The sequence below is a fragment of the Nocardioides sp. genome, from assembly GCF_050699375.1.
Classification (GTDB): domain Bacteria; phylum Actinomycetota; class Actinomycetes; order Propionibacteriales; family Nocardioidaceae; genus Nocardioides.
The window spans coordinates 1-26,892 of the sequence record NZ_JBOHDN010000133.1 but is presented as its reverse complement, the minus strand read 5'-3'; the positions used below and the strand labels follow the sequence as shown (position 1 = coordinate 26,892).

At 66.8% G+C, this 26,892-nt stretch carries 38 protein-coding genes; 35 read left to right on the top strand and 3 right to left on the bottom strand.

Annotated features, from left to right (window positions below; translation table 11 throughout):
- The 7 genes from ACRDPS_RS09785 to ACRDPS_RS09755 all read left to right on the top strand — a co-directional run.
- On the top strand, positions 1-1,351 hold a 1,351-nt coding region (locus ACRDPS_RS09785), incomplete at its 5' end, for a trypsin-like peptidase domain-containing protein (RefSeq protein ID WP_431501440.1).
- A 30-nt stretch (positions 1,352-1,381) separates the two neighbouring features.
- Positions 1,382-2,458, top strand: coding sequence for an amidohydrolase family protein (locus ACRDPS_RS09780; protein WP_431501439.1), 1,077 nt, complete (start codon positions 1,382-1,384; stop codon positions 2,456-2,458).
- 195 nt (positions 2,459-2,653) lie between these two features.
- Entirely contained in the window at positions 2,654-3,232 is a 579-nt protein-coding gene (gene rpsP / locus ACRDPS_RS09775; RefSeq protein ID WP_431501438.1) for a 30S ribosomal protein S16, read from the top strand.
- A 5-nt stretch (positions 3,233-3,237) separates the two neighbouring features.
- Positions 3,238-3,480, top strand: a complete 243-nt coding sequence (locus ACRDPS_RS09770; RefSeq protein ID WP_378727840.1) for an RNA-binding protein — start codon at positions 3,238-3,240, stop codon at positions 3,478-3,480.
- A 209-nt stretch (positions 3,481-3,689) separates the two neighbouring features.
- Positions 3,690-4,250 carry a ribosome maturation factor RimM gene (gene rimM / locus ACRDPS_RS09765; RefSeq protein WP_431501437.1) on the top strand — a complete coding sequence of 187 codons (561 nt, stop codon included), beginning with the start codon at positions 3,690-3,692 and terminating at the stop codon, positions 4,248-4,250.
- Positions 4,247-5,404, top strand: coding sequence for a tRNA (guanosine(37)-N1)-methyltransferase TrmD (gene trmD, locus ACRDPS_RS09760; protein ID WP_431501436.1), 1,158 nt, complete (start codon positions 4,247-4,249; stop codon positions 5,402-5,404). The genes rimM and trmD overlap by 4 nt, the downstream gene beginning before the upstream one ends.
- A 155-nt stretch (positions 5,405-5,559) precedes the next feature.
- Positions 5,560-6,816 (top strand): ammonium transporter, encoded by a 1,257-nt coding sequence (locus tag ACRDPS_RS09755; RefSeq protein ID WP_431501435.1) that lies wholly within the window; start codon positions 5,560-5,562, stop codon positions 6,814-6,816.
- 162 nt (positions 6,817-6,978) lie between these two features.
- Here ACRDPS_RS09755 and ACRDPS_RS09750 read toward each other — a convergent pair whose 3' ends face one another.
- Entirely contained in the window at positions 6,979-8,190 is a 1,212-nt protein-coding gene (locus tag ACRDPS_RS09750; RefSeq protein WP_431501434.1) for a Fic family protein, read from the bottom strand.
- Between the two features lie 281 nt (positions 8,191-8,471).
- Here ACRDPS_RS09750 and rplS point away from each other — a divergent pair, with 281 nt between their 5' ends.
- The 15 genes from rplS (at position 8,472) to ACRDPS_RS09675 (ending at position 18,300) form a co-directional block, all read left to right on the top strand.
- Positions 8,472-8,822 (top strand): 50S ribosomal protein L19, encoded by a 351-nt coding sequence (gene rplS, locus ACRDPS_RS09745; RefSeq protein ID WP_431501433.1) that lies wholly within the window; start codon positions 8,472-8,474, stop codon positions 8,820-8,822.
- Positions 8,823-8,942: 120 nt separating this feature from the next.
- Positions 8,943-9,848, top strand: coding sequence for a signal peptidase I (lepB, locus tag ACRDPS_RS09740; RefSeq protein ID WP_431501432.1), 906 nt, complete (start codon positions 8,943-8,945; stop codon positions 9,846-9,848).
- A complete protein-coding gene (locus ACRDPS_RS09735) occupies positions 9,845-10,537 on the top strand; it encodes a ribonuclease HII (RefSeq protein WP_431501431.1) in 693 nt (230 codons plus the stop codon). The genes lepB and ACRDPS_RS09735 overlap by 4 nt, the downstream gene beginning before the upstream one ends.
- Before the next feature lie 82 nt (positions 10,538-10,619).
- Positions 10,620-10,928 carry a DUF2469 domain-containing protein gene (locus tag ACRDPS_RS09730; protein ID WP_431501430.1) on the top strand — a complete coding sequence of 103 codons (309 nt, stop codon included), beginning with the start codon at positions 10,620-10,622 and terminating at the stop codon, positions 10,926-10,928.
- 138 nt (positions 10,929-11,066) lie between these two features.
- Positions 11,067-11,432, top strand: a complete 366-nt coding sequence (locus ACRDPS_RS09725; RefSeq protein ID WP_431501429.1) for a YraN family protein — start codon at positions 11,067-11,069, stop codon at positions 11,430-11,432.
- Positions 11,432-13,015, top strand: a complete 1,584-nt coding sequence (locus tag ACRDPS_RS09720; RefSeq protein WP_431501428.1) for a YifB family Mg chelatase-like AAA ATPase — start codon at positions 11,432-11,434, stop codon at positions 13,013-13,015. Before ACRDPS_RS09725 ends, ACRDPS_RS09720 begins: the two co-directional genes overlap by 1 nt.
- Positions 13,012-13,722: a DNA-processing protein DprA gene (locus tag ACRDPS_RS09715; RefSeq protein WP_431501427.1), complete on the top strand. Its 711-nt coding sequence runs from the start codon at positions 13,012-13,014 to the stop codon at positions 13,720-13,722. The genes ACRDPS_RS09720 and ACRDPS_RS09715 overlap by 4 nt, the downstream gene beginning before the upstream one ends.
- Before the next feature lie 15 nt (positions 13,723-13,737).
- A complete protein-coding gene (locus ACRDPS_RS09710; protein WP_431501426.1) occupies positions 13,738-15,210 on the top strand; it encodes a recombinase family protein in 1,473 nt (490 codons plus the stop codon).
- Positions 15,211-15,220: 10 nt separating this feature from the next.
- Complete coding sequence (locus ACRDPS_RS09705; protein ID WP_431501425.1) at positions 15,221-15,568, top strand: hypothetical protein; 348 nt, start codon at positions 15,221-15,223, stop codon at positions 15,566-15,568.
- A 195-nt stretch (positions 15,569-15,763) separates the two neighbouring features.
- A complete protein-coding gene (locus ACRDPS_RS09700) occupies positions 15,764-15,949 on the top strand; it encodes a hypothetical protein (RefSeq protein ID WP_431501424.1) in 186 nt (61 codons plus the stop codon).
- Complete coding sequence (locus tag ACRDPS_RS09695) at positions 15,946-16,260, top strand: hypothetical protein (RefSeq protein ID WP_431501423.1); 315 nt, start codon at positions 15,946-15,948, stop codon at positions 16,258-16,260. Before ACRDPS_RS09700 ends, ACRDPS_RS09695 begins: the two co-directional genes overlap by 4 nt.
- A complete protein-coding gene (locus ACRDPS_RS09690; RefSeq protein ID WP_431501422.1) occupies positions 16,257-16,556 on the top strand; it encodes a hypothetical protein in 300 nt (99 codons plus the stop codon). Before ACRDPS_RS09695 ends, ACRDPS_RS09690 begins: the two co-directional genes overlap by 4 nt.
- Positions 16,557-16,662: 106 nt before the next feature.
- Positions 16,663-16,809, top strand: a complete 147-nt coding sequence (locus ACRDPS_RS09685; RefSeq protein ID WP_431501421.1) for a hypothetical protein — start codon at positions 16,663-16,665, stop codon at positions 16,807-16,809.
- Positions 16,810-17,091: a hypothetical protein gene (locus tag ACRDPS_RS09680; protein WP_431501420.1), complete on the top strand. Its 282-nt coding sequence runs from the start codon at positions 16,810-16,812 to the stop codon at positions 17,089-17,091.
- 177 nt (positions 17,092-17,268) lie between these two features.
- Positions 17,269-18,300 (top strand): hypothetical protein, encoded by a 1,032-nt coding sequence (locus ACRDPS_RS09675; protein ID WP_431501419.1) that lies wholly within the window; start codon positions 17,269-17,271, stop codon positions 18,298-18,300.
- 50 nt (positions 18,301-18,350) lie between these two features.
- Here the strand turns inward: ACRDPS_RS09675 and ACRDPS_RS09670 are convergent, their stop codons facing one another.
- The gene (locus ACRDPS_RS09670) at positions 18,351-18,482 is read right to left on the bottom strand and encodes a hypothetical protein (RefSeq protein ID WP_431501418.1); all 132 of its coding nucleotides are present in this window, start codon (positions 18,480-18,482) and stop codon (positions 18,351-18,353) included.
- A 156-nt stretch (positions 18,483-18,638) separates the two neighbouring features.
- Between ACRDPS_RS09670 and ACRDPS_RS09665 the strand changes: the two genes are divergently transcribed.
- The 12 genes from ACRDPS_RS09665 (at position 18,639) to ACRDPS_RS09610 (ending at position 25,891) form a co-directional block, all read left to right on the top strand.
- Positions 18,639-18,920, top strand: a complete 282-nt coding sequence (locus tag ACRDPS_RS09665) for a hypothetical protein (RefSeq protein WP_431501417.1) — start codon at positions 18,639-18,641, stop codon at positions 18,918-18,920.
- Positions 18,917-19,396: a hypothetical protein gene (locus ACRDPS_RS09660; protein ID WP_431501416.1), complete on the top strand. Its 480-nt coding sequence runs from the start codon at positions 18,917-18,919 to the stop codon at positions 19,394-19,396. Before ACRDPS_RS09665 ends, ACRDPS_RS09660 begins: the two co-directional genes overlap by 4 nt.
- Positions 19,397-20,280: 884 nt before the next feature.
- Positions 20,281-20,799, top strand: a complete 519-nt coding sequence (locus ACRDPS_RS09655; RefSeq protein WP_431501415.1) for a hypothetical protein — start codon at positions 20,281-20,283, stop codon at positions 20,797-20,799.
- 984 nt (positions 20,800-21,783) lie between these two features.
- Positions 21,784-22,122, top strand: a complete 339-nt coding sequence (locus ACRDPS_RS09650) for a hypothetical protein (RefSeq protein WP_431501414.1) — start codon at positions 21,784-21,786, stop codon at positions 22,120-22,122.
- Positions 22,119-22,562, top strand: coding sequence for a hypothetical protein (locus tag ACRDPS_RS09645; protein WP_431501413.1), 444 nt, complete (start codon positions 22,119-22,121; stop codon positions 22,560-22,562). Before ACRDPS_RS09650 ends, ACRDPS_RS09645 begins: the two co-directional genes overlap by 4 nt.
- Before the next feature lie 5 nt (positions 22,563-22,567).
- Positions 22,568-22,915, top strand: a complete 348-nt coding sequence (locus tag ACRDPS_RS09640) for a hypothetical protein (RefSeq protein WP_431501412.1) — start codon at positions 22,568-22,570, stop codon at positions 22,913-22,915.
- 395 nt (positions 22,916-23,310) lie between these two features.
- Complete coding sequence (locus ACRDPS_RS09635) at positions 23,311-23,502, top strand: hypothetical protein (protein ID WP_431501411.1); 192 nt, start codon at positions 23,311-23,313, stop codon at positions 23,500-23,502.
- A gap of 97 nt (positions 23,503-23,599) precedes the next feature.
- Positions 23,600-23,779, top strand: a complete 180-nt coding sequence (locus ACRDPS_RS09630) for a hypothetical protein (RefSeq protein WP_431501410.1) — start codon at positions 23,600-23,602, stop codon at positions 23,777-23,779.
- 9 nt (positions 23,780-23,788) lie between these two features.
- Positions 23,789-24,040, top strand: a complete 252-nt coding sequence (locus ACRDPS_RS09625) for a hypothetical protein (RefSeq protein WP_431501409.1) — start codon at positions 23,789-23,791, stop codon at positions 24,038-24,040.
- Positions 24,041-24,562: 522 nt separating this feature from the next.
- The gene (locus ACRDPS_RS09620) at positions 24,563-25,174 is read left to right on the top strand and encodes a hypothetical protein (protein ID WP_431501408.1); all 612 of its coding nucleotides are present in this window, start codon (positions 24,563-24,565) and stop codon (positions 25,172-25,174) included.
- Positions 25,175-25,184: 10 nt separating this feature from the next.
- The gene (locus ACRDPS_RS09615; RefSeq protein ID WP_431501407.1) at positions 25,185-25,655 is read left to right on the top strand and encodes an NUDIX hydrolase; all 471 of its coding nucleotides are present in this window, start codon (positions 25,185-25,187) and stop codon (positions 25,653-25,655) included.
- A gap of 14 nt (positions 25,656-25,669) precedes the next feature.
- Positions 25,670-25,891 (top strand): hypothetical protein, encoded by a 222-nt coding sequence (locus ACRDPS_RS09610; RefSeq protein WP_431501406.1) that lies wholly within the window; start codon positions 25,670-25,672, stop codon positions 25,889-25,891.
- A gap of 77 nt (positions 25,892-25,968) precedes the next feature.
- Here the strand turns inward: ACRDPS_RS09610 and ACRDPS_RS09605 are convergent, their stop codons facing one another.
- Positions 25,969-26,262, bottom strand: coding sequence for a DUF3892 domain-containing protein (locus tag ACRDPS_RS09605; RefSeq protein ID WP_431501405.1), 294 nt, complete (start codon positions 26,260-26,262; stop codon positions 25,969-25,971).
- Between the two features lie 163 nt (positions 26,263-26,425).
- Here ACRDPS_RS09605 and ACRDPS_RS09600 point away from each other — a divergent pair.
- Positions 26,426-26,892 (top strand): DNA-processing protein DprA (locus tag ACRDPS_RS09600; RefSeq protein WP_431501404.1); only part of this gene is annotated, 467 nt, incomplete at its 3' end.

The following is a 26,892-nucleotide window of genomic DNA, read 5'->3' as shown; positions in this document are numbered from 1 at the left end:
GCCCAGCGGCGTCCCGTCCAGCGGCGTCCCGTCCGGCGGCGCGCCCTCCGCGCGGGCGGGCGGACCCCCGCCTCCGCATCCGGTCGCGGCTCAAGACCCATCGGAGATGACGATCGCCCCGGGGATGGCGCGGCCCGCCGCACCCGGACAGCCACCTACTGAGCCGACCGGACCCGATCTGCTGCTGGTCGCCGAGGGCAAGGAGCACCGCTTCCGGCACCCGGTCACGGTGACCATCGGCCGGGCGGCCGACAACTCCGTGGTGCTCGAGGACCAGGGCGTCTCGCGCCAGCACGCGCGCCTGGTCGCCAAGCCAGGCGGCTGGACCTTCGAGAACGGCTCCCAGACCGGCTCCTTCCTCAAGGGCAAGCCGCTGGTCAGCGAGGGGATCGACGAGGAGACCGAGATCCGCCTCGGCCACCCGGTCGCCGGCGAGATCCTCAAGATCATCCCGATCTACGCTGCCGAGGTCGAGGTTGCCCGTGCTGCCGCGAAGCGTCGCAACAAGCTGTTGCTGTGGGGTGGGATCGGCGCCGCGGCGGCGGTAGTGGTCATCGGCCTGGTGGTCGCGATGTTCGTGATCCCCAACGACGACCCGGCGGCCCAGGACACCGGCCTGACCAAGGACGAGCTCAACAGCGCGCAGCGAGCCGCCGTCTGGATTACCTACGCACCGACCGCGGACACGATCGCGATGGGGTCGGGCTCGATCGTCACCAAGGACGGCAAGATCCTCACCAACGCCCACGTCGCCGACCCGGCGAAGATCCCGGAGTACGCCGCCCGCGGCGAGGTCTCGCCCGAGTCGGTGAACATCCACCTGACCGACCCGGCGGAGGGCTACAAGGTCGGCGAGCCCGACTACGTCGGCAAGGTGATCGAGTCCGACGGCGAGATCGACAGCGCGGTCGTGCAGATCACGGCCGACGCGGACGGCAACCAGATCGACCCCGGCTCCCTGGACCTGCCGACGATCTCGCTCGGCGACTCCGGCGCCGTCGAGCGCGGCGACTTCATCGCCACCATCGGCTTCCCGAGCCTGCCGAAGGAGAGCTTCAGGGACAAGGAGGGCGCGTTCTTCCAGCCTCCGACGGTCGCTGAGGGCAACGTCGCGACGATTCTCTCCTTCGAGGGTGAGGATCGGGCCGTCTTCGATGTCACCGCCCGCATCTCCGGCGGCAACTCCGGTGGTGCCGCGGTCAACGACGACGGCGAGCTCGTCGGCGTACCCACCTCCATCGGCTGGGACGAGAGCAGGGTCATCACCGGCCAGGTCATCCCTCTCGCCCAGCACGTCTCCGTGCTCGAGGCGGCGGGGGTGAAGGTGCCTGCGCCGTCGAGTTCCAGGTGAGTCCGCGACCTCGGTAGTAATCTGCGCCACATGACTGCGCTGCACTTCTCCGGACCGGTCCTTCCCGATGGAGAGGCGCGGGACCTGTACGTCCTCGACGGCCGCATCACCTATGAGCGGCCGTCGGGGGCGGAGACCGGGGCGTCCGGCTGGATCGTGCCCGGTCTCGTCGACGCCCACTGTCACATCGGGCTCGGGCCCGACGGCGCCGTCGACCGGGAGACCGCCGAGGCCCAGGCGATCGCCGACCGTGACGCCGGTGCGCTGCTCGTCCGCGACGCGGGCTCGGCCGCTGACACCCGTTGGGTCCAGGACCGCGAGGACCTGCCGCGGCTGATCCGCGCCGGGCGCCACATCGGACGTACGAAGCGCTACATGCGCAATTACGCCGACGAGGTCGAGCCCGACGGCCTCGTCCAGGCCGTCGAGCGGCAGGCGAGGTCGGGCGACGGCTGGGTCAAGCTGGTCGGCGACTGGATCGACCGCGCCGAGGGTGACCTGAAGCCCTCCTTCCCGGCCGAGTCGTTCGCCGAGGCGATCAAGGTCGCCCACGACAACGACGCCAAGGTCACCGCCCACTGCTTCGGCCACGAGGTCCTCCCGGGATTGATCGAGGCCGGCATCGACTGCATCGAGCACGGCACCGGTCTCAGCGTCGACCTCGTCGAGACGATGGCCGAGCAGGGCACGGCGCTGGTCCCCACGGTCGCCCAGCTCGAGATCTTTCCCGGTCTGGCGGCCGCCGCCGAGGCCAAGTTCCCGACGTACGCGGCGACGATGGAGGATCTCTTCGCCCGCCGCCGCGAGACGATCATGAGCGCGTACGAAGCTGGCGTGGCGCTCTATGCCGGCTCCGACGGAGCCGGTGACCAGAGGCACGGCGTCATCCACGAGGAGGTGCTCGCCATGCGTGACCTGGGGCTGCCCGCCGACGTCGTCCTCGGGGCCGCCTCCTGGCGCGCCCGGGAGTGGCTCGGCTGGAACCCCGGTCTCAGCGAGGGTGACCCCGCCGACTTCGTCGTCTACGACAGCGACCCGCTCGCGGACCTCACCGTCCTGGGACGTCCCACCGCCGTCGTACTGCGGGGAAAGGTCTACAGCGGCTGAGCCGGATCCGCCGCCGCGTTTCCACGCGTAAGGATTTCTCGTGCCAGATCGACTCTGGCAAACTGAGGAGCGTGTCCTGTGCGCAGGGACCCTCTCACCCAGCGCAACAGTGCCCGCCGAAGCTGCCTGACGGGTGTCCCCACACCGACACGGGCTCCTTCACCCATATTCGATTCCAAAGGAATACCACCAACAGTGGCTGTCAAGATCCGCTTGAAGCGCCTGGGCAAGATCCGGGTTCCGCAGTACCGCATCGTCATCGTCGACTCGCGCAAGAAGCGCGACGGCGCTGTCATCGAGGAGATCGGTCTCTACCGTCCCAAGGAGGAGCCGAGCTTCATCCAGGTCGACTCCGAGCGCGCCCAGTACTGGCTCGGTGTCGGCGCGCAGCCGACCCCCGCCCTCGAGGCGATCCTCAAGGTGACCGGCGACTGGCAGAAGTTCAAGGGCCTTCCGGGCGCCGAGGGCACCCTCCGGTTCGCCCCGCCGAAGCCCGACAAGCTCGAGCTCTTCAACAAGGCTCTCGCCGAGGCGCACGCGTCGGCTGGTTCCGAGGCCGTCACCAAGAAGGCCAAGAAGGACGAGAAGGCCGAGGAGCCCAAGGTCGAGAAGGCTGAGGCCGTCACCAAGAAGGCCAAGAAGTCCGACGAGCCCAAGGCTGAGAAGGCTGAGAAGGTCGAGGAGCCCAAGGCTGAGGAGACTCCCGCCGAGGAGCCCAAGGCTGAGGAGCCCAAGGCCGAGGAGACTCCGGCCTCCGCTGAGGCCGAGGCCTGAGCAGCATGCTCGCCGAAGCTCTCGAGCACCTCGTCCGAGGAGTCGTCGACAACCCGGACGAGGTGAGCGTGCGCGACAAGCAGCTTCGTCGCGGCTCCGTCCTCGAGGTCCGGGTCCACCCCGACGACCTCGGCAAGGTGATCGGCCGCGGTGGCCGCACCGCCACCGCGTTCCGTACGGTCATCTCCGCGCTGGCCGGCAAGGGCGGCGCGCGGGTCGACTTCGTTGACGTCGACGGCGGTCGCTGAGCATCAGGCACGTCCACGATGGGCGCCACCCCTCCGGGGGTGGCGCCCATCGCTCATTTCGGGCGCCTGATCCCGTGTAACACGTCGTTCGTAGTACTACTCGCCCTATCAGAACGACCGGATAGTCCTACGAACAGCGTGTTACCCGGGATCGGCCGCCGCACGCCGAGGAGTTCGGCCCCACGTACGCCACCCTCTAGGCTCACCTCGTGGAGTTGATCGAGGTGCTGGTCGGACGGATCGGCAAGCCGCATGGCATCCGAGGGTTCGTGACCGTGGAGGCGCGCACCGACGAGCCCGACCGGCGGTTCGCCGAGGGAGCCGTGCTGCGGACCCAGCCGCCCAAGGGATCCGCGTACGCAGCCAAGCAGCTGACCGTGGAGGGTGCCCGTTGGCACGGGCAGGTGCTCCAGGTCGCCTTCGAGGAGATCGCCGACCGCAACGAGGCCGAGGCTGCCCGCGGCACCCTGCTCTTCGCCGACGTACCGGCCGAGGAGTCACCCGAGGACCCCGATGAGTACTACGACCATCAGCTGATCGGGCTGACCGCCTTCGACGAGGCCGGCCGCGAGCTGGGCACGGTGAAGTCCCTGGTCCACGGGGGAGCGCAGGACCTGCTGACGATCCGCACCCCTGACCGGCGCGACGCGCTGGTGCCGTTCGTGAAGGCGCTGGTGCCCGTGGTCGACCTCGCGGAGAAGAAGGTCGTCATCGCCGACCGCCCCGGCCTGGTCACGCCGTTCCCCGAGGACGAGGACGACACGAAGTGAGGCTCGACTACCTCACGATCTTTCCTGACTACCTCGACCCGCTGCGGCTGAGCCTGCCCGGCAAGGCGATCGAGTCCGGGCTGCTCGAGATGCATGTCCACGACCTGCGCGCATGGGCACACGACAAGCACCGCACCGTCGACGACACCCCCTACGGCGGTGGCGCCGGGATGGTGATGAAGCCCGAGCCGTTCGGCGAGGCCTTCGACGAGCTGGCGATCGACGGGGCGACCGTCATCGTGACCACCCCGAGCGGCGAGCCGTTCACCCAGAAGCTCGCCCGCGAGCTGTCCACCCGCGAGCGGCTGGTCTTCCTGCTCGGCCGCTATGAGGGCATCGACCAGCGGGTGCTCGACCACGCCGCCACCCGTGCCGAGGTCCGCGAGATCTCCCTGGGCGACTACGTCCTCAACGGGGGAGAGGTCGCCGCGATGGCGATCACCGAGGCCGTCGTACGCCTTCTTCCCGGGTTCATGGGCAACGCCGAGTCGCTCGTGGAGGAGTCCCACGAGGACGGCCTCCTGGAGTATCCGGTCTATACGAAGCCCGCGTCGTGGCGCGACCTGGAGGTGCCGAAGGTGCTGCTCAGCGGCGACCACAAGCGGATCGCACAGTGGCGCCACGAGCAGGCGGTCACCCGCACGGCCGTACGCCGCCCCGACCTGCTCCACGCATCCCAGGCAGAGTCTGAGTGGGAGATCGGGCCCGCGGTCCGTGCCGATGCCCCCGAGCTCTACACCCTTCAGCTCGCCTGCTGGGTCCAGGAGATGAACCTCAACCCCGGCGTCGAGATCCCGCCGCTGCACGAGACGCTGGACGACGCGGTCGCCGCGCTGGAGACGCACGAGACCTACGTGGTGCGCTCCGCGGGACGGCTGGTCGGCTCCGTACGTGGTCGGCTCGTCGACGACGTCTGGGAGATCGGACGGCTGATGACAGCCGCTGATCTGCAGGGACGGGGTCTCGGGCGGCAGCTGCTCGAGCACATCCAGGCCGTCGCCCCGGCGAGCGCGCGGACCTTTCGGCTCTTCACCGGGGCCAGGAGCGAGCGCAACCAGAGGATGTACAAGAAGGCCGGGTTCCGGCTGCGCCGCGATCTCGAGGCCCCGCCGGGCGCCGTCATCATGACGAAGACTCATGCACCTCGTCGGTGACGGAACGGTGACCGACAACTCTGTTACTTTCCTGTAACACGGGGAAACAGCCTCTGAAACGTTGCGTCGCAACGATGCCGGGCAATACGTACGACGAGCGACGTGGCTCGCCTGACGTCACAGCCACATCCCGAGACTCAACTATGAGGCACTGAATGTCTGTCGAACTTGCATGGCAACTCCTGTGCGCGGCCCTGGTCATCTTCATGACTCCCGGCCTCGCGTTCTTCTACGGCGGCCTGGTGAAGGCCAAGTCCGTCGTCTCGATGATGATGCTGAGCTTCGGCTCGATGGCCGTCGTCACGATCCTCTACGTCCTCTACGGCGGCACCGGCATCGCCGGCAACGGCACCAGCGGCGGCACCAAGCTCTTCGGTAACCCGTTCGAGGACTTCGGGATGACCGACCTGGTCAACTCCGCGGGCAGCGGCGACGCCGGCAACCTCTTCGGCGGGCACGCCTTCCTGGTCGCCTTCTGCATCATCACCGTCGCCCTGGTCTCGGGCGCGGTCGCCGACCGTGCGCGCTTCTGGCCGTGGATGATCTTCGCGGTCTTCTTCGCCACCTTCGTGGTGTTCCCGACCTTCCGCTGGATCTGGGGAGTGGACGCCGACGGCAACTTCTACGGCTGGCTCGCCAACAACGTCTACGGCCTCGGCGGTGCTCTCGACTGGGCCGGCGGCACGGTGATCCACCAGTCCGCAGGTGCCGCGGCGCTGGCGCTGGCGCTCGTGCTCGGCCGGCGCAAGGTCGGCTTCTCCAAGGAGGAGACGGTCGCCCACAACGTACCGCTCGTGCTGATCGGTGCGGCGATCCTCTGGTTCGGCTGGTTCGGCTTCAACACCGGTGTCTTCGGCGCCGACGAGGGTCAGACCTCGCTGATCTTCCTCAACACCATCCTGACCCCGGCCGCCGGTCTGATCGGCTGGATCGTCGTCGAGCAGTTCAAGGACGGCAAGCCGACCGCGGTCGGCGCCGCGTCCGGCATCGTGACCGGTCTGGTGGCCATCACGCCGGCCTGTGCGTTCGTCAGCCCCGTCTGGGCCCTCGTGCTCGGTCTGGTCGCCGGTGCCATCTGCGCCCTGGCCGTGGAGCTCAAGTTCAAGCTCGGCTTCGACGACACGCTCGACGTGGTCGGCATCCACCTGGTCGCAGGTTTCATCGGCTGCGTGTGGGTCGGCATCTTCGGCATCGAGGCGCTCACCGGTGGCAGCCTCGTCTTCGGCGGCAGCTTCAAGCTGCTCGGCGCTCAGGTCCTCTCCTCGCTCACCGTGATCGCCTTCTCGTTCGTGGTGGCCTTCGTCATCGGCTTCGCGATCGAGAAGACCATCGGGTTCCGCGCCAAGGAGGAGGACGAGGTGGCCGGCATCGACACCGTCCTCCACGAGCCCGGCTACTCCGAGCTCGGCTGAGCGATCACCTCATCGACGAGGCCCGTCCCGGTTCGCGGGGGCGGGCCTCGCGGCGTACGCGGTGTTCCTTCAGCAAGGTATGCAGGTCAAGGCGCACATCCCTAGCGGACCTCCGCGTGGGATGTGGTCCTTCGGCTGCATACCTTGCTGAAGGAACAGACCTCACCGCGGTCCGTACGGCAGCCGCCGCGCCTGCTGCTGGATCCGGGTGCTGAGGTCCTCGACCTCGCCCAGGACCGCAGGCGCGAGCCATACGGGGGAGCGGCGGGTGCGCTTGGCGCCGGTGAGGATGCCCGCCCGCTCCAGGCCCTCGATCGTCTCGGTGGCGTCCTCGAGGCCGATGCGCTCGGTGACGAGAGCGGCGTTGAGGATGGGCTCCTCGGTGAGCAGGTCGAGAAGACGGTACGCAGCGGACCCCGGCCGTGGGTCGCCGGCCGCCCCGCCCCAGCCGCGCCGGATGCGCTCCAGGGCCTCAGCCGTCTTCCACGACTCGGTCGTCGCGATGGTCGTCGAGGCGGCGAGCATCGCGATGATCGTCGCCGCGGAACCGGCCCGGTAGTCGTTGAGGGCCGCGAAGTAGCGGTCGCGGTGCGAGACGAGCGCGGAGGCGATCGGCACGGCCAGATGCCGAGACGAGCGCCGTCTCCGTAGAACGGCGTGGATCAGCGCTCGGCCGATCCGGCCGTTCCCGTCGATGAAGGGATGGATCGACTCGAACTGAGCGTGCACGATCGCGGCCTGCGCGATCGGGGCGAGGTCGTCGCGGTTCGCGAAGGCGACCAGGTCCTCGATGTAGTCGACGACCGTCTCCGGCGGGGGTGGTACGTGGAGGGCGTCGCGGGGCGCGTAGTCGGAGCCGCCGACCCAGTTCTGCACGGTGCGGAACCTGCCTGAGCCGGCCGCCTCGTCCGGGTTGCGCACGAACAGGTCGCGGTGGGCGCGCAGGATGGCGTCGGAGGTGATCTTCCGGGTGGTGTCGGCTTCGCTGATGAGGCGTTGCATCGCCTGGGTCGCCGAGGCCATCGAGACCGCCGAGGCGTTCGCGCCGATGCCGAGCAGCGCACGTCCGTAGTCGGACAGGCTCGCCTCGACGTGCTCGATCTTGGAGGAGTCGATCGCCTCGGTGCGCAGCTGCAGATGGTTGAGACCGGCCATGGTCCGCCCGTGGACGAGGTCGAGATGCCGCAGCGCGCCGGCGCTGGCGGTCGTCATCGCGCCCACCGGCCGCTCCAGCACCAGGTCGAGGTCGGCGATGTGGGCCGGCAGCGCCACAGTCACCTCGCGGAGCAGCCTGTCCGCGCGCGGGCCGCGCGGGATCCGCTGGCGATAGGGGCGCGTCACATAGGTGTGCGGTGGCCAGTCGGAGTCGGTCACGGGGGCATCCTCGCACGAGCGCCGAGCGCCTGCGTACGTCTCCGCGCTCCGCGCGGCTACTCCCTCAATTCTCGGCGGCCCGCGGCGTTGTGGCAGAATTGCTAGCCGGTCCAGTCGGCCGAAGCATGCTCCGAAGAACACACCCGGAGGTGTCGCGACGGGCTCCTGCCACAGGGGGAACCGTACGCCGCCGGCCAGCACGACTGGGCCACCCGCCAAGACTGCCCCTCCGGGGGCCTTTGAGAACCGCGATCGGCCTGTGGCGAGCGCGAGGAGAAATGATGAGCAACGTACTCGCTGAGGTCGGCAACGCCGTCAAGCGCGACGACCTGCCGGAGTTCCGCGCCGGTGACACCGTCAAGGTGCACGTCAAGGTCATCGAGGGCACCCGCTCGCGCGTCCAGGTCTTCCAGGGCGTCGTGATCCGCATCCACGGTTCCGGCATCGGCCGCACCTTCACCGTCCGCAAGGTCTCCTTCGGCATCGGCGTGGAGCGCACCTTCCCGCTGCACTCCCCGATCTTCGAGAAGATCGAGGTCGAGACCCGCGGTGACGTCCGCCGCGCGAAGCTCTACTACCTGCGCAACCTGCGCGGCAAGAAGGCCAAGATCAAGGAGCGTCGCGAAGCCTGAGCCCCCTGAAGAGATCGCGTGGCGAGGGACACCTCCTACGCGACGGCGACCCTCCCCGCGCGATCTCTTACACAGCGAGTCGATGAGGCTCGTTGTGGAGGGAGTCTCTAGACTCACCGCGTGACTTCGAACGACCGCGACCCCTCCGCCGGAGCCGGGCCCCAGGCCCATTGGAACCGGCCCGAGATGGGGGGATCGCGGTCGTTCTCGTCTTCTGCCCAGGCGCCACGCTGGACCCCCGAGCAGCAGCGGCCGCCCAGCGGCCATCGACGCGAGGAAGAGCGCAAGCCCGGCCTGTCGGCCTGGCAGGAGGGCATCGTCCTGGTCGTGCTGGCGATACTCGTCGCGATCATCGTGAAGGCCCTGTTCGTGCAGGCTTTCTACATCCCCTCGGAGTCGATGGAGCCTGGCCTGCAGGGCGGTCCGTCGGTGTCGACCGACGACCGGGTGCTGGTGGAGAAGCCGTCCTACTGGCTGGCGGGTACGCCGAAACGCGGCGACGTCGTGGTCTTCTCCGACCCGGGCTCCTGGCTCGGGGTCGATGAGGCGGCCGGCCCGGACAACCTGGTCGGCAAGGCGCTGTCGGTGATCGGCCTCTATCCCGAGGGCGGCCACCTGGTGAAGCGGGTCATCGGCGTCCCCGGCGACGTGATCGTGTGCTGTGACAAGCAGGGGCACCTGCAGGTCAACGGGATCTCGATCGAGGAGGAGACATACGCTCGGCCCTCCAAGACCAAGTGCGGCCGCCCCAACAAGGAGGGCGCGTGCTTCGGGCCGATGCCCGGCTCCCGGCACTGGGAGATCGGCCCCGTCCCGGAGGGCTCGCTGTTCGTGATGGGCGACAACCGGTCCAACTCCGCCGACTCGACCGTGCACATGTGCACCGCTCAGGAGACCGACTGCGCACTGGTGCCGTGGGTACCGGAGGACAATGTGGTCGGCAAGGTCGTCGCGCTGGGCTGGCCGCTGGACCGGGCGAAGTGGATCCACCGCCCCGACAGCTTCGAGGGTGTGCCTTCCGAATGAGTGCCGCGCCCACCCTCCGCGTCGAGCGGTCGATGCTGCGCGAAGGCGTCACCCATCTCGGTGCCGTCGACGAGGTGGGGCGCGGTGCGCTGTGCGGACCGGTCTCGATCGGCATCGTGGTGATCTCCGCCGCCAGCCGGACGGCACCCCAGGGCGTCCGTGAGTCCAAGCTGTTGACCCCCGAGGCACGCGAGACGCTCGCACCGATGGTGCGCCGGTGGGCGGTCGACTCCGCCGTCGGGCACGCGCTGGCCTCGGAGATCGACGAGGTCGGGATCATGGCCGCGATGCGGCTGGCCGGGCAGCGAGCGCTGGGCGCGTTGGACGTACGTCCCGATGCGCTGTTGCTCGACGGCAACCACAACTATCTGACCCCTCCGGTTCAGGAGGGGCTCTTCGGCGAGGTCTCCGAGCTGACCGACCTGGTCGAGGTGCCGCCGGTGACGACGATGATCAAGGCGGACATGAAGTGTGCCGCCGTCGCCGCCGCTTCGATCCTGGCGAAGACCTCGCGCGACGCGCTGATGGTCGCGCTGCACGATGAGTTTCCCGACTATGCCTGGGCCGACAACAAGGGCTACTCGGCTCCGGCTCACGTCGCCGCGCTGGAGCGCCTGGGACCGTCGGCCTATCACCGGCGCTCGTGGAGTCTTCCCGGCGCTTCGCGGGTGTTGGCCCTAGAGTCCTAGGCATGAGCGAGCGTCAGCGAGCGAACGATTACCTCAGGCCGGCGCGTCCGTATTCTTCGCTCTCTTCTACGGAGGCGGCGGCATGAGCGCGGAGGATCTCGAGAAGTACGAGACGGAGATGGAGCTGACCCTCTATCGCGAGTATCGCGACGTGGTCGGCATCTTCAAGTACGTCGTCGAGACCGATCGCCGGTTCTATCTGTGCAACCAGGTCGACGTGCGGGCGCGTACGGACTCGGGGGATGTCTACTTCGAGGTGTCGATGAACGACGTGTGGGTGTGGGACATGTATCGGCCGGCCCGGTTCGCGAAGGGCGTCAAGGTGCTCACCTTCAAGGACGTCAATGTCGAGACACTCAACCCGCCCGACATCGACCAGCCACTGGACTGATCGCGGCCCGTCTCGGGCCAGCTGCTGTCCACAGGGTGGTTTCGATCAGCGGTTATCCACAGGTGCCCCGAAACCTGCTCGGATTGTCGGTGCTCGCGATGAGTCTGGACCTCGAAGCCGAATGGCAGGAGGTCCATGATGAGTTCAACGGCGCCAGCGCGGATCGCGTTGGGAAACTACGGCGAATCTGTCGCCGAGAGGCATCTGGTCGAGGCGGGCATGACCGTGCTCGACCGCAACTGGCGGTGCGACGACGGCGAGATCGACCTGGTCCTGCGTGAGGACGACACGCTCGTCGTCTGTGAGGTGAAGACCCGCAGCCATGATGGGTGCGGCACTCCCCATGAGGCGGTCGACAAGACCAAGCTCGACCGGCTGAAGCGGTTGGCGATGGCCTGGCTCCAGGAGCATGACGTGCGAGCGCCCGGGATCCGGATCGACCTCGTCGCGGTGATGCACGCGCCCCGCGGGTCGGCGTTGGTCGAGCACGTCAGGGGCCTGTGATGGGTTACGCACGTGCGCATGGCGTCGCGCTTCGAGGCGCGGTCGGCCACCTGGTCGATGTCCAGGCGGATGTCTCGCCCGGACTGGTGGGAGTGACGCTGGTCGGCCGCGCCGACAGCGTGCTGGCCGAGGGCCGTGACCGGGTGCGGATGGCGATCATCAACTCCGGGCTGGAGTGGGCCGCGACCAAACGGATCACGGTCCTGCTCTCGCCGGCGGACCTGCCGAAAGGTGGCTCCCACTACGATCTTGCGATGGCGTTGGCGATCCTCGCGGCCAGCGGCGAGCTCGAGCCCGGCGGCCTGGAGCGCACCGTCTTCATCGGTGAGCTGGCCCTGGACGGTGGGCTGCGACCGGCTTCCGGCGTGCTCCCGATGGTGCTGGCCGCCTCGCACGCCGGGATCGCCCGGGTCGTGGTGCCGGAGCCGCAGGTGGCCGAGGCGCGGATGGTGCCGGGGATGGAGATCCTGGGGTTCCGTTCGCTCGCACAGGTCGTGGCGGAGCTGCGCGGCGAGCCCGTGCCCGAGGCCCCGCCGATCGCGATCGGCACCGGTGGCAGTCTGCTCGGTTGGCGGGGCGAGCGGCGGCTCGAAGACATGGACATGTCGGACCTGCGTGGCATGCCCGAGACCCGCTACGCGGTCGAGGTCGCCGCCGCCGGTGGTCACCACCTGCTGCTGAAGGGGCCGAAGGGCTGCGGGAAGACGTCGATCGCCGAGCGGATCCCTACGATCCTGCCCGACCTCTCCCGCGAGGAGTCGCTCGAGGTGATGGCGGTGCAGTCGCTGGCGGGCGTGCTCGACGTGGATCAGGGCCTCCTCACCAGGCCGCCGTTCGCGGCCCCGCACCACGATGCCTCGAAACCGGGGATCGTCGGTGGAGGCTCCGGCCGGGTCCGCCCGGGTCAGGTCTCGCTCTCCCACGCCGGCGTTCTCTTCCTCGACGAGTTTCCGTTGTTCCGCAGCGACGTCATCGAGTGTCTGCGTGAGCCGCTGGAGAGCGGTGACATCACCGTGTCACGAGGAGAGGAGTCGGTGACGCTCCCGGCCCGTGGGCTCGTCGTGCTCGCCGCCAACCCCTGCCCGTGCGGCAACTTCGACGGCGGAGTCACCAAGGACGGGTGCATCTGCCGCATGAACGAGCGGACCGCCTACACCCGCAAGGTCTCCGGACCGATCACCGACCGCATCGACATCACGCGCACATTGCGGCCGATGGCCGAGCAGAACCGTGACCCGTGGGGATCGGAGACCAGCGCCGTGATCCGCGAACGGGTGACCGCGGCCAGACGGCTCCAGCGAGAGCGCTATGCGGAGTTCGGGTGGCGACTCAACGGACAGGCCAGCGGGATCGCGCTGCGCGACAACTGGCCGCTGCCGCCTTCGGCCGAGGCGCTCATCGACTCGCGCATCTTCTCCGGTGCTTTGACGCGGCGCGGTGCGGTGCGTGTGCATCGTCTGGCGTGGACCGTCGCCGACCTCGCGGGGGTCGAGTGGCCGGGGGTCGCCGAGACCGAGGTCGCGCTCGCCCTGCGCTCTGGCGGCAACCTGTCGGTGGAGACCTACGAGGGCAGGTCGGCGTGAGCACTGCGACGGCGTCAGCCGACTTCACAGACCTCGAACGCGAACGCCTGGCCCGGATCGCGCTGACCCAGTTGATAGAGCCCGGCTCCCCGTCGCTCGACACCTACCTGGTGGGGTCGACGGCGACCCAGATCTACCAGCGGTTCGCGGAGGAGGATCCGGCGCTCGGCGACGACGCGCGAGACGCGAGGGCCCGGCTCGCCGAGATTCACCCCGACCGCGATCTGGAGCTGGGGGCCCGGGCCGGCTTCCGCTATGTCATTCCGGGCGATGAGGAGTGGCCCGTCCAGGTCGAGCGCCTCGCTGGACACGAGCCCGTTCAGAACCGCACAGGGACACCGCTGGGGCTATGGGTGCGGGGGCCGCTTCAGCTCAGCGACCTCGACCGGTCGGTCGCGATCGTCGGCTCGCGGGAGGCGACCGCCTATGGTGCCGATGCCGCGGCCCGGATCAGCGCCGATCTCGCGGTCCATGACTTCGTGGTGATCTCCGGGGGAGCGGTGGGGATCGACGCGGGCGCGCATCGCGGCGCGCTCACCGGTCCGCCCGGGAGCACGGTCGCCGTGCTCGCCGGTGGCGTCGACGTGCCGTATCCGTTGCGCAACGAGCGTCTCCTGGACGTCATCGCCGAGTCCGGTGCGGTGATCTCCGAGATCGCTCCTGGCCGCTCGGTCACCCGGTTCCGCTTCCTCAAGCGGTCCCCTTAGGGTTACCGTCGCTCCATGAGGTCAGTGATCTACACCCGGGCGTCTCTCGACCAGACCGGCGAGGGCAAGAGCAACAGTCGCCAACGCGGCGAGTGCCTGCGCCTGATCGAGTACAAGCGCTGGGATCTGGTCGAGGTTGGCGGGCAGTCGTCGGTAGATGACATCTCCATATCAGCGTACGGCGGGAAGCTCCGTCCGGGCTGGGAACGCATCCTCAAGATGATCGAGGCCGGCGAGGTGGATGTAGTCGTCGCATGGCACCTGGACCGGCTCACTCGCAACATGGCGGACCTTGAGCGACTGATCCTCCTTTGCGAGGAACACGGCGTGCTCGTGGCGACCGCTACGGGCGATATCGATCTCACCAACGACACAGGGCGCATGGTCGCTCGCATCCTCGCCGCGGTGGCAAGGCAAGAGGTTGAGCGCAAGGCCGCTAGGCAGAAGCTCGCTCACGTCCAGCGTCGCTCCGAGGGCAAGCCATGGCTTGGTGTGAAGATCCTCGGCTACAACCGAGACGGCTCCGTCAATGAGGTCGAGGCCAAGGCGATGCGGCAGGCCGCCGACGACATCATCAACGATCGCGTGGGCATGGCTGAGCTCGGGCGCCGGTGGACATCGCAGGGACTCACCTCGCCATACCAACGCATGAACGACGACGGCACACGCAAGCCGTGGACGCGACGCGGCATCGCCAACCTGTTGACCAATCCGCGGATCGCTGGCTACGTCACTTCCGTCGAGAAGCCCTCCAACAAGGTCACGGTGCTCGGACGGGGCGGGTGGGAACCGATCTTGGACGAGACGACGTTCACCCTGCTCGGGGCGAAGCTCGCCGATCCTGGACGGCGTACGGGCACCGCCACGACTGGACGACTGCCAGCGAACTTGCTTACAGGGATCATGCGGTGTGGGACGTGCGGGAAGACCATGAGGGCCGGCAAGGTGAGCTCAACGGGACCGGCGTACGTCTGCGGTGACTCTCATGTCTCCGTTGGTCGCGAGGTCGCTGATGAGTTCGTCAGGAGTGTGATCGCGGCAACCGTCGCTGCTGTGGCGCCGGGAAGCGTCGTGGGCGACCACGGGGCGCGTGCGAGCACCGAGGACATCGCCGAACAGGTCGAGGCGCTGCGAAGTCGGCAGGCGACCCTCACGCGCGTCTTCGGTGGTGGGTCGATGCCAGAGCGCGAGTATGAGGCCGCCATGGGAGATCTCGGGGCCCAGGTGAAAGCCCTGGAGGCTCGCGGGCAAGTGGTTGGGCAGGAGATCGAGTGGGAGAAGGTTCGGGCCGAGTCTGTACGCGGATTCCTCTCTCAGTCGATGGCAGACCAACGCATCGTGCTGGACAGGCTCGCGGAGGTCACTCTTCATCGTAGGATCGGTAATAGGACCGACCCCAAGGACCGCATTGAGATCTGGGTCAAAGGGAAGCGTGGAGACGCTGAGATCCGTATTCCGGGAAACGTCATTGAGGGTCGCGAGAAGTGAAGGCGAGCCGATGAGCCGTGTAGACAAGATCCAGATCGGTCCGTACGTCATCTTCGTGGACAACGAGCACGCCGGAATCGTGCTTACTCCGAAGGCGTCGAGCAAGGGCGTGCACGTCCCCGGCTCGCAGGGTCCGCAGGGTGCCGAGTGGGACACGCTCGTCCGGTCTCTACGTACGCGTAGATGGGCCGTAGCGGAGAGCGGAGTCGGCTCGCCGCTCGATGTGTCGCCAGCGTGGTCGGATCGTGTCGTCTACGGCCTCCGCAAGGTGACTCAGAACCCCGCGGGCTCGCCGGTGAAGGACCCGGCGTACGACGCGGCTCTAGCTGCCCTGCTGCGTCTGTACGTGCGCAGTTAGGCCCGCCTGCCCCCCAACCGAAGCCCCGTCATGCCGTCGAGCGTGGCGGGGCTTTGTCGTGCGTCGCGATGCAACGCCCTGAGTGTGCTCGGAACTCCCCGGGTCGGGCACTAGCCTCAACTCTCGTACCGCTTACAACATATTGGGCGGAGAGTCAATAGGCCTAACGGCCCTACCGCGGGAGGAGTGCATCACATGCTCGACATCATCAATGCCGAGGACTCGGCAACCATGCTCGGTCTGCGGACGACGACGTTCCTGGCCTATCGCCGAGATGGCCGTATCGAGATCGAGCCGGCTGGCCGGTTCGGCAACACGCTCGTGTTCGATCGCGCCGAGGTCGAAGCGCTGGCCGAGGCACGCAAGCGAGCGGCCGCATGAGCCACGTCAACGAGTACGAGACATCCGTCAACCACGTGACGATGGGCTACGAGAAGGACGAGTACGTCGTCGTCGAGTCGTCGGAGAAGACCGTCATCTCGGCGCTGGAGTCGAAGCCAGAATCCTTTGAGAAGGTCTGGGAGGACAACACTCCGGGTCTCCCGCGTCTGGTCCGTTTCCGCATCTCCATCACCGATGTGAATTGGGCAGGTCTGGCTAAGCGGAAGGGCTCTCCCCGTCCGCACTTGCAGGAAGCGCGCAGGGCGGCACTGGGGAGCGTTTCTAGCCCATCAACGACGGTCGCCGCATGACGCGGCAGGAGTCGGACGCCCTCACGGGAGCCGCGAAGGCGTCGGCTGGCGTCCACCGCAAGGCGCTGGCGCTTGTCGGAGCTCAGATAGGTCCGTGGCGAGTCGTGTCCGTCGAGGGGCCTTGGTTCGAGGTGATCAGCACCAAAGACAAGTCCACACGGAAGCTCCGGGCCGTCGATCTGCTCGACCTCTGGGAGGGAGCCCGGAGGAATGGCCACACGGCGGTGCTGCCGAAGGCAGCGGAGCCCGAACGGCTGATCGACGGCATAACCACCTACGAGTTCAGCACCGACTAGAGAAGGAGACACAGAAGTGATCGGAGTACGTGGCGAGGTTCTCGCCGAAGCACACGAGACCTGGACTGGCCCGGGCGGCTTCCGCCTACTGCCTCGCGTGCCCAGCATGAAGAAGAGGGTTCGCGTCGAGGTGCCGTTCGAGATCGAGGTCGTGGATGGTTTCGATGCGGTGAAGAAGCGCAAGCGCGACCGTGCCCACGGCGAACGTACAGCCTTCCTCGGACGCGTCGACTACTGCGACGAAGCCGCGTAGATGGCCATCGAGGACCGCACGATCAGCGACTACCCCGGGTCGCTGCTCATCGGCACGTGGTGGCAACAGGCCGAAGGCTACCGGTTCCAGATACAAGAGGTGCCCTATCGCGTACGCACCGCAGGGAACAACCGGACGAAGGTGATCGTGCGTTGCGGTACCTGCGGAGCCGAGTTCAGCAGGCCCGCCACGAGTGTGATCCGACTGAAAGCCAAGTGCATCTCTTGGTCCTGCCGGGGTGAGGACGAGGAAGACGTCTCAGAGGCCGTAGAAGGCCCCTAGGAGGCTCGTAGGGGTCGAAGTGGACCACGGAGACCCTGGAGGGCTCTCAGATCTGCTCTGAGTGGCTCTAGTTCCCGATTCACACGTAAGTCAACCAGCACATCCCGGACTCGTCAATAGATGGCGACCGGCGCGACCCTGCCGAAGGCGTAGGGCGCAGATAGGAATCAGCAGATCATGACCAACACCAACCTGGCTCTCTCGGCTCACGAGAAGTCGAAGCAGAAGGCCGACGACGCAAACAAGCGCGTGGCTGAGCTCCAGCAGGCTCTCCAGCAGCTGATCGAGGATCGGCAGACCCTCGCAGCGTCGTACGACCCGACCACCAAGCAGGCCGAGAAGACGGCCTTGTCCGTCCTCGCGCTGGACTATGGCGTCGAGCGGCTGCGCTCGCAGCAGGGTGGGCTCATCCAGAAGGCGGAGCAGACTGCGCGGCGTGCCGTCGAGGCCATCGTGCCCGAGAAGCCGGTACTGGCCGAAGCCGTCACTTACACGCTGGGGGAGAAGATGTGGGCCACGAAGGCGGAGGCCGTTGTGAGCCATGCTCCGGCCAAGCCGGCCGAGGTCGAGAAGCCCCTCGTCTACATCGTCCAGAAGGGCACCCACACCGTCGGCCGGTACGGGAACGTCGGTGGCGAGGTTGAGCTCGTCGCCTATCTCCCCAAGTACGTTTCGTTCAACCGCGCCATCGATGGGCGCAACCTGTCGATGGAGATCGGTCGCGCCCTCCCCGGAGTTCCGCTCCAAGGCTCGGGCTGGCGGCAGATGTCAGCGTCGATCGGCGAGGACAACGTCGTCCGGCTGGCCTTCTCTGTGCTCAGCGTCTACCCCGAGAAGCCGGTGCTCGGCTCGATCGCGGAGGGCGTACTGGAGCGGATGATTCCGCTTCGGGGGTACGGCCTCGGTGCCAGCGACACCAAGGGCATGGTCCGCGTGGCGTCGGTCGAGAAGGTCGGCACCACCACGAAGGCCAGCGTGGTGCTCTCCTACTCCGAGGCATCGCCGGGCGTGGTGAACAACGCCTACATCGCGGCGCGCCAAGCCACCCACGAAGCCCGTGGGCGTGGACTCGTCGGCAAGGTGATCCCCGGTGCCGGCCGAGTGGTCACCTTCGACCGTGTGGAGATCTCTAGCAACGTGGACCAGGTCAGCAACCGACCGTACGTCTCGTTCCGGTACTTCGTCACCGCCGAGTCGGTGGCGGCGTGACCTCGCGGCGTACACGTCGAGTTCTGGAGCGTCTGGGCATTGACCCGGGCTCAGGCGAGGACGTAGCGCCGGAGGCTGACCTGGCCGAGGAGGACGTGAACCTCGCTGGCGGCGTAGACGGCAATCGGCCGCGTGGCGATCGACGGGCGTACGGCTCGATCGACGGCCGCAGGCCCGGGCACCTGCTGTAACCCACCAAGCCGGGGCGGCTGCGTTGCGACCGAAGTGGTTCAGCGTGGCGCGGCCGCCCTATCAAGCCGGGAAGGGCTGGCGAACAACAACCAGTCACGTGGGGCGCCGGCCCTTCCCCAACTCAACTACTACCGAAGGAGGAAGACATGAGCACCACACAAGACAAGTTCGCTCGCCAGATGTCGCGCGTTCTGCTCGCCGCCGATCATGGCGGCATGAGCGCCCACGTGGAGCCGATGTTCAAGAAGGTCGCAGCCGACCACCGCGACAACCCCGCGGCCGTCAGGTTCTGCGCGAGGGTGATGGCCGGCGAAGGGGTGATGTCGTACTCCGCGATTCTGACCTGCAAGCGGATGCTCAACTGGCCGACGCTCGCCGTTCGCCTCGTCGATGGCGAGTACGTGCTCGCTGAGGAGGACGCTGCATGAGTAGACCAAGGAATCGCAGCGAGGATCTGAGCCCTGCGGGCGAGCGCCAGCGCAAGAGCCGAGGTGTGTCGATCACCAAGGTTGAGGCACTGCCGCTGATGGCGGTCGAGCCCAACCCGGACTGGCACCGAACAGCCATGCTCATCTGGGCATCGGCTCAGGCCAACGGCGCCGCGGCGTACTGGCAGACCACCGACGTAGCGCAGCTCTATCTCACATGCGAAGCGGTGAACGGCTGGATCCGGCAGGGCGAAGGCGGCTCTAGCCCGCGGCGCTCGCCGGAGATGCTGCGGACGATTACACAGAGCCTGGATGCGCTGATGTTCACCGAGACAGCACGCCGGAAGGCCGGTATCGAGCTCGTGCCAGAGAACAACGACCTCACTCCCGAGATGGCTGCGCTGATGGCCGAATGGGAGAAGGAGGACGAAGCCCTGGAGGCCGGCGATCTCAACGCCGAGGACGACGACGAGTAGCGCGTCCGCATAGGTGGCGCAGCCGCACATAGACCGCTGGATCGGGGCGCGCCCTGGAGTCCACCGCGGGTTCCGAGCGTCGCTGGGGAGTGGCGCCGGCAGGTGGCCCGCGGAAGTCGAGGCGCCCCCGGTTCAGCATCAATACATACATCGAAGTACGACCAACGAAAGAGGGGAATCAAGATGGCCAAGGTTGACATCAACTACACCTTCGGTCGGCTTACCGTCACCGAGGAAGCACCGACGCACGTCACGCCCAACGGGACGCGATTCCGGATGTGGCGATGCGTCTGCGTCTGCGGCGTGGAGAAGGTGACGCGGGAGGCGCGCCTACTGAGCGGGGAGACCGTCTCGTGTGGATGCCGTGGCCGCGAGGTACGAGCCACCATCGGCGACCTGAACAGAGGTGCGGGGGCACCGACATACCACGCGATGCACTCGCGACTTCGGTTCACACGGGGGCCGGCCAGCAGCCACCCTTGCGCCGATTGCGGCAATACGGATCGGATGCACCAGTGGTCCTACGTACGCGGCTGTCCGGGCGAGCTACTTGGCGGGGTGCGGGGGCGACACAAGAACCCAATGCCGTACTGCCTTCACATCGAGCACTACGCGCCGCGTTGCCGGCGCTGCCATGACGCACTGGACACCTCGCCGCTGGCCAGTGTCAGGCGGCTGCGCTCGATCATGCTGGCCGAAGGGGGCGACGATGCCTGACCGCGGACTGTGCGATCGGTGCGGCAAGCCCTCCGCGATGTTCAGGGGCGGATGGGTGTGCACCAACTGTGGTGCCGAGCGTCCGCACGACCCGGATCGCGACGAGGGGCCGAAGCGCAAGCCTGATGGGTACTGGCGGCGCGGCGGAACGAAGGGGCCGGATCGTCGTGGGTGAGTACGGCACGAGCTGCGACTTCGAGGAGCACCCCGCCGGCTGCCAGTGCCTCGACATGAGCATGAAGGATCTCGTCATGAGTGGGGATGATCGCGACTGGCCCAAGGGTGGCGATGAGTGGTTCCGGACTGACTGGCGCGCCGAGATGCTGGCGCTCGACCCCAGGGGCGCCGTCCTGCGGAAGGCGTGGGGGTTCTGCGTCTTCTACTTCGACTCCGGCAAGCCAACGATGACCCTCGCGGCTGCAGCGTACGGGATCAAGCGGGATACGGGAGCCGCGCACATGCAGCGATGCCATGACGAGGGCTGGATCGTGGCGCACGGCTCGCCATTCCAGATCGGCAAGAAGACAGCGAGGCGGATCTACTCGCGCCGGATGTTCTGGGATGCGCCTGAGTTCGTCGCGGAGAGCCGGCCTGGAGGCCAGTTCGGCAGGTGGCTGGAGCCGTACGGCGACTTACTCGAAGTCGCCCCGGTGGTCTACATCTTCAGTGGAGAGATTGCCGCCTGATAGTCGGGACTGGTGTCTCAGAAAAAAATCGGGCACTTATATAGAGGCGAGGCGCCAAGGGGTGAAGGGGCGGGGGACCGCTACGCGGCTTCGGTCGCTAACGCTCCCTCAACCGCTCCGCCCGCGTAGCGCGAACCCTTCTCTCATCCCAATCACTCTCAACATATTCACGGGTCAGCAGGCGGCGAGAGGGTCGAGCAAGCTCTCCCCCTACGCCCCTGGCGAGGCTGGCAGTGGCGAACAATCTGACAAGCAATCTGCTGGATCTGGTCGGACAATGTCCTCCAACCGTGCGAAGCCGCCGAAGCCGGATCTAGATCTGATCGAGCGAATCCACCTGGAGGGCAAGTTGATCTTCATCTTGTCGCCACCTTTCTTGTCCCGCCGCTGGCACGCTGGGAACGACCCGGCAAACCGTCCTTCGGACGCCGCGCCACGCGTTGACAGGCCCTCGCGGCATCGCACTGCGCCGTGATCTGGCGATATCCATTACATCTGAATCGTGGGTAATTAAGACCTGGCAATGTCACAGGGCGGCGCTCGCTACCACATCCCGGTGGGGCCGGCCTGGAGCTCAGGGGGTCATCCCCCACCCTCGCCCCGACGTGGTCCAGGTGCTTCGCCAGTGGCCGGAGGATGCGACGTACGACGCGCGTTGCGTGGTCGGTGGGGGATGGGTCCACTTGATAGGCGTACGTGTCTTGGGTCGCGTCTGTTGTCATGGCTCATGGGGCAAGGCGCGACGCTGCGACCATCGGTGCTCTGATCTTCGCCATCGTTGCCACCCTCAACGCGTAGCCCTTCGTCCTCGCGTGGATGGACGCGCGCTCACCTCTTCGCAGCATGGGCAGATCAATGTCTACCGAAAGTGTGAGCTTTGGTTGCTTGACAGGTGGTTAACCACCATGTGACGATGGTGTCTCCGGATCGAACTAGCGGACCGGATCACAGGGTGGTTAACCACCACATCGAAAGGGCAGAGACATGAAGATCAGCACGCGGGACGTGAGGGCGATCGGCAAGGCCATCGCCAACAGGGAGGCGTTCACCACGCACGGAGCCATCCGGGGCGAGGGTGGACGCGTAGGCATCTGGGACGCTGGCAGGTTGCCTGCCGAGTACGTGGACGGGTTCCTCGCGAGTGAGTACGCCATCTACTCGTACGCAACCCCCATCGCGTGGTTCGGCGGAGGTCGCTGGACCGTGCCTGACACGAAGTACAGCCTGACCACCACGCGTCACCAGGCCACGGTTCGCGGTGCGCTCGCAGCGGCTCAGGTCGTGGTGTGGCGCAACCTCGCCGCCGAGAAGGTGTCGGCATGAGTAAGGCAGTAGCGGAACTCATCGCAGCCCTTCCGGGCTCGACCTTCGACAACACCGGGGGTGGGTGCATGGTCGTGGCGTGGCCCGCTGGCAATGGTGGCGCAATCGTCATCACGGGCATCTACGGACGCTCCGGAGGTGACAACTTCTCCCGGGGTGACGACCGGACCAATGTCGCGGATGACAGCCTGACCGGATTCGACGCGTGGTTTCACCCCGCATGGTTCGACGGAGACGGGGCGTACGACTCGGAGGATGGTCAGCAGGTCTACACCTCCGACGACTTCGACGCCACGGGAGATCTGGACATCAACGGATGGTGGCCCGATGACGAGTACGAGTTCACCTGCGCACAGAACGAAGCGCACGCCGTGGCAGAGGTGCCGCGCGTGGCAGTCACCGCGCATGACTTCGCCCGCAACCTTCGGATGGGGAAGTGATCGTGATGGAGACCAACACGCACACCCGTGACGCGCACGGTAGGCACATCGCCGCCTCCGACGTCGCAGCGTGGGACGGAGACACGGACGTTGTCCTGCAGGACATCGCAGACGGATCTACCCACATGCTCGGCGTACGTCTCCAGTCTCAGGAGGACCCCGACACCTTCATGAGCGCGTGGCTCAACGTAGAGCAGGCGGCAGGGCTCGCCGAGACTCTGGCTACCTACATCGCGGAGGTGCGACGCCAGAACGTCAACGCGTCGTGTGCGGCGTTTGAGGCACTCTCTCCGGCCGAGCGTGAGCAGGTCCGTCACGACGTCGCCGCCGAGACCATGGGATTGGGGGAGTAGGCCATGTGGGCCACGGAGGATCTGGAGCGCTGCGAGCGACGCACGCGAAGATGCGTGGAATGCGGCAAGGCAGTCCCCAAGGACCGGAGACGGCCGGAGTGCTCGGCCTGCCTCGACCTCGCCGCCGATGCCGAACGGATGAGTGCGGGGGAGTGGGTGCCTGTAGGAGGCGTACTCCAATTCGTGCCTGCGGCATGTAGCGACTGCGGTAGCCCGCATGGTCTCCGTCCGCTGAGTCTGCTGACAGATCCGTCTGCCCGGTGGCTGTGTGCCGATGTCGACGCGTGCGTGCGTCGCACGGTTCAGGCCGCCTACTGGCTCACACGTCAGGCGCGGAGGGTTGCGGCGTGAGCGCGGGCAGGGTTCCGAGTCGGGCGATCGTTGCCACTCGGACAATGCCGTCCGGCGAATACGCCGCCGTAGTTGTCGATGGCGAGGCGAGCACGCCGGAGTGGACGGGAGTCTATTACTGGGAGTCGTTCGGCGAGTTCCTGCGCGACGCCACCGAAGGCGACACGTGGTCGCGCGCCACGGTGAGCATCGCGACAGACACGCTAGGCGAAGCGCTCGCAGAGTTGGGTGCGTAGCCCTGGGAATGAGGGTGCCCCTCTGAGATGGACTAGATCCCAGAGAGGCCCCCGAGTCTAGGACTTGGACACGGATGGAACTGACAAGATGACGCCCATGGCGAAGGACCGGAAAGCAGATCGACACCAGGGCCCACCACTTCGGGGCGTACGCGTCTCCGATGAGCTCTGGGAGGAAGTGAAGGACGTTGGCCGGCGCAAGGGCAACGAGACGATCACCGAGGCCGTCACCGACGCGCTAGAGCGCTATGTGGGGTGGCGAAGCAATGATGACTAGGAGACCGGAATGAGCATGACCGCGAAGACCAGTGCAGAGAACATCCATGACTTGTTGGTTGACCTCGCCGTCGAGGCGCAGACCTGGCTGGAGGCGATGGAGTATGACAACACCGCTGAGCCTCGGAGCCTGATGACCGCCATCGACGACTACACAGATGCCGTACGCGCGCAGGGGGAGTCAGAGAGTGTCCTGGAGTCGCTGAGGGCACGTACCACGACCATGGAAGAGATCGAGAAGCTCAAGCGTCGCAAGGACTAGTTTGGGGGCTACTCCCGGTCTGGCTGGGGTCGCCCCGCCTGCCGGTTGAGCGCATCGGCCATGAGTTTCCGACGTTCGTCGCCGGAGAGCGGAAGGCACGGGGGATGACTGCCAGCGGGTCCCCATCGGAGACCGCACGTCTCGCAGTCCATTGCATCCATCTGTGACACTCCGTACCCCGTCGTTGGCCAACCTGGAGCCCGGGGCACCGCTAGCCCACAAAGGGTTCGGTTTCGGAGGCAATCCTCACCAGCAGCGCCCCGGGTGAATCCAGAACATCACCACTCAGTGGGACGCCTACACCGCGTCGCAGGGACGTTTGGGACGTCTGCCGGTAGGCTGGAAAGCGTCCCATCTGTCTATCTCGGTTCAGGGGTCCCCGTGGCGAATGAGCGTCTGCTGGCTGCGATGCAGAGGGCCGAGGTGACCGCGAGGGATCTAGCAACACTCACCGACAGGGACCCGAAGACCGTGAGTCGTTGGGTAGGCGGTCGGGTGCCTCATCCTCGCCAGCGGTTCATCGTGGCCAAGGAGCTCGGCGAAGATGAGGAGTTCCTATGGCCAGGTGCTCACCGGAAGCCACAGAGCACGGCATCGGCAACGGGCGAGGTGGTCGCCACCTACCCCTATCGCTCGAACATGTCTACCGATGCATGGTGGCGTCTGATCAGCTCAGCAGAGCACCAGATCGATCTACTGGGCTACACGCTCTACTTCCTCGCCCTCGACCATCCTGAGTTGGTGCCGGTTCTCCTCGACAAGTGCGCGAACGGCTGCAAGGTCCGCGCCATCATTGCCGATCCACGCTCGACGCACGTCGCCTACCGAGACGCCGAGGAGGCTCAGCCGATCACGCTCGTTGCCCGGATCGGTACGACGATGAAGTACTTCGGGCCGTTGCGCGAGTGCGAGAGCTTCGAGATGCGGTATCAGGACCTACCGCTCTACAACTCCGTGTTCCGGTTCGACGATCAGATGCTCATGACTCCGCACCTACACGCCACCACGGGTTCCTCCGCGCCCATGCTCCACCTGCGGCGCCTTGCACCCAACGGGCTGTTCTCCCGATTCTCGTCTCACTTCGAGAGCATCTGGGCCACCACAACCGAGATCCCCGATACCGCTTGGCCCTAGGCTGGCAGGCATGGGACGAGTCGACTACTGGAACGACCCGAAGGCACCGAGGCCGAATTCGATGGTCGTAGCGGCCTCTGCCGTCGTCACCGATCCGGACGGCAAGATTCTGCTCCAGAGGCGAGTAGACAACGACCTGTGGGCACTCCCCGGAGGAACGACAGAGTTCGGTGAGTCCGTTCGCGAAACGGCAGTCCGCGAGGTGCGTGAAGAGACCGGCTACGAGATCCAGGTCGACTACGTGATCGGGATCTACTCCGACCCGACACACGTCTTCGCTTACGACGATGGGGAAGTGCGGCAGGAGTTCTCCGTGTGCGTCAAAGGTGACGTCGTGGCCGGCGAGCTCCGGGTAAGCGACGAGTCCCATGAGGTCGAATGGTTCGAGCCATCAGCGATCGCAGAGCTAGAGATGCACCCACGCATCCGCGCGAGGGTGACCGACTACCTTGGCGGCGCAAGGGCTGCGCTCAACCCATAGGCGGAGGCCACCGAATGAACGAACATCTGCAAGCCCTACTGGACAACGTCGCCGACAGTGCTCGCCAGTGGACCGAAGCCAAGGCCGTCCTAGAGACACTCGCCGCCAACGAGTGGGAAGCGGGCGACCTACCCGACGCGGAGAACCGGCTACATGAGCAACTAGTCCACGACGTACTCAGGTTTGCCGATGACTATCGGGCGTTTGAAACGCTCGCCGGCGACCTGGGTGACTAGGGGGCCGAGGCCGGCTCCGCAGCAGTCTCCTTCCCCGGAGGTGCGTTGAGAGCCGGCCTCGACCGGGGTACTACCCGTCAGGCAGCATTCCACCTGCAGATCCGGAGGCTGTCGAGGTTGTTCGCGGTCGTCGCGTCAGCGGTGCTGCGGAGGCTGCCCCGCCCACACGGGCAGTCGTACTTCTTGACTGATGCCGTGTATCCGCTGGCCTCCGTGTAGAACGTGTCCCCGCGGTCGATCTTGTCCCACACCTCCCGGACGGTCCACGACGCGTTTGCGCGGTCGGGGTTGGTGCCCGTGCCCACGCTCTTGATGTGACCACCCCGGCTGCATCCGGTCTGCTCGGTGCAGACCACCTGATATCGACTCATGTGAGTTTCCGTTTCCCCTGCGTAATGCGGGCCTTGTTGCCCGCCACAAACAACGATAGGGACGCCCGCCGACATTTGAGTCATAGATACCCCTGGGCGTGTCGGAGGACTGACGCCAAGCCGGCTGGGGTGGCGAACGCGCAGTGACCTGAAAGTACATAGGTTGCTGTCTCGCAACCGGCTCATCGCTGCCCTGGCCCGGGGCACCGTCGTCGTGGAGGCCGCGGCACGCAGCGGCTCCCTCAACACCGCTCGTTGGGCCTACAAGATCAACACCCCGGTCATGGCGGTGCCCGGTCAGGTGGGTGCGGTGACGTCGGTCGGCACCCACGAGCTGCTCCGAAGCGGGACGGGCACGCTGGTGACCGACGCGCTCGACGTACGCGAGCTCGTCGGCGATATGGGCGAGGCTCTCCCGGAGGAACCTCGAGGACCGGTCCGCCGCCGAGACTCGCTGACCTCCACCGAGAAGCAGGTTCTCGACGCTGTCCCGGTGAGCAGCGCGTCCTCCCAGATCGACATCGCGAGGTCGGCGTGCCTGCATCCGAAGACCGTCGGCACCGCGCTGAGACGCCTGGAAGGTCTCGGTCTCGCCGAGCGGTTCCCACAAGGGTGGCAGCTGGCCCCGGG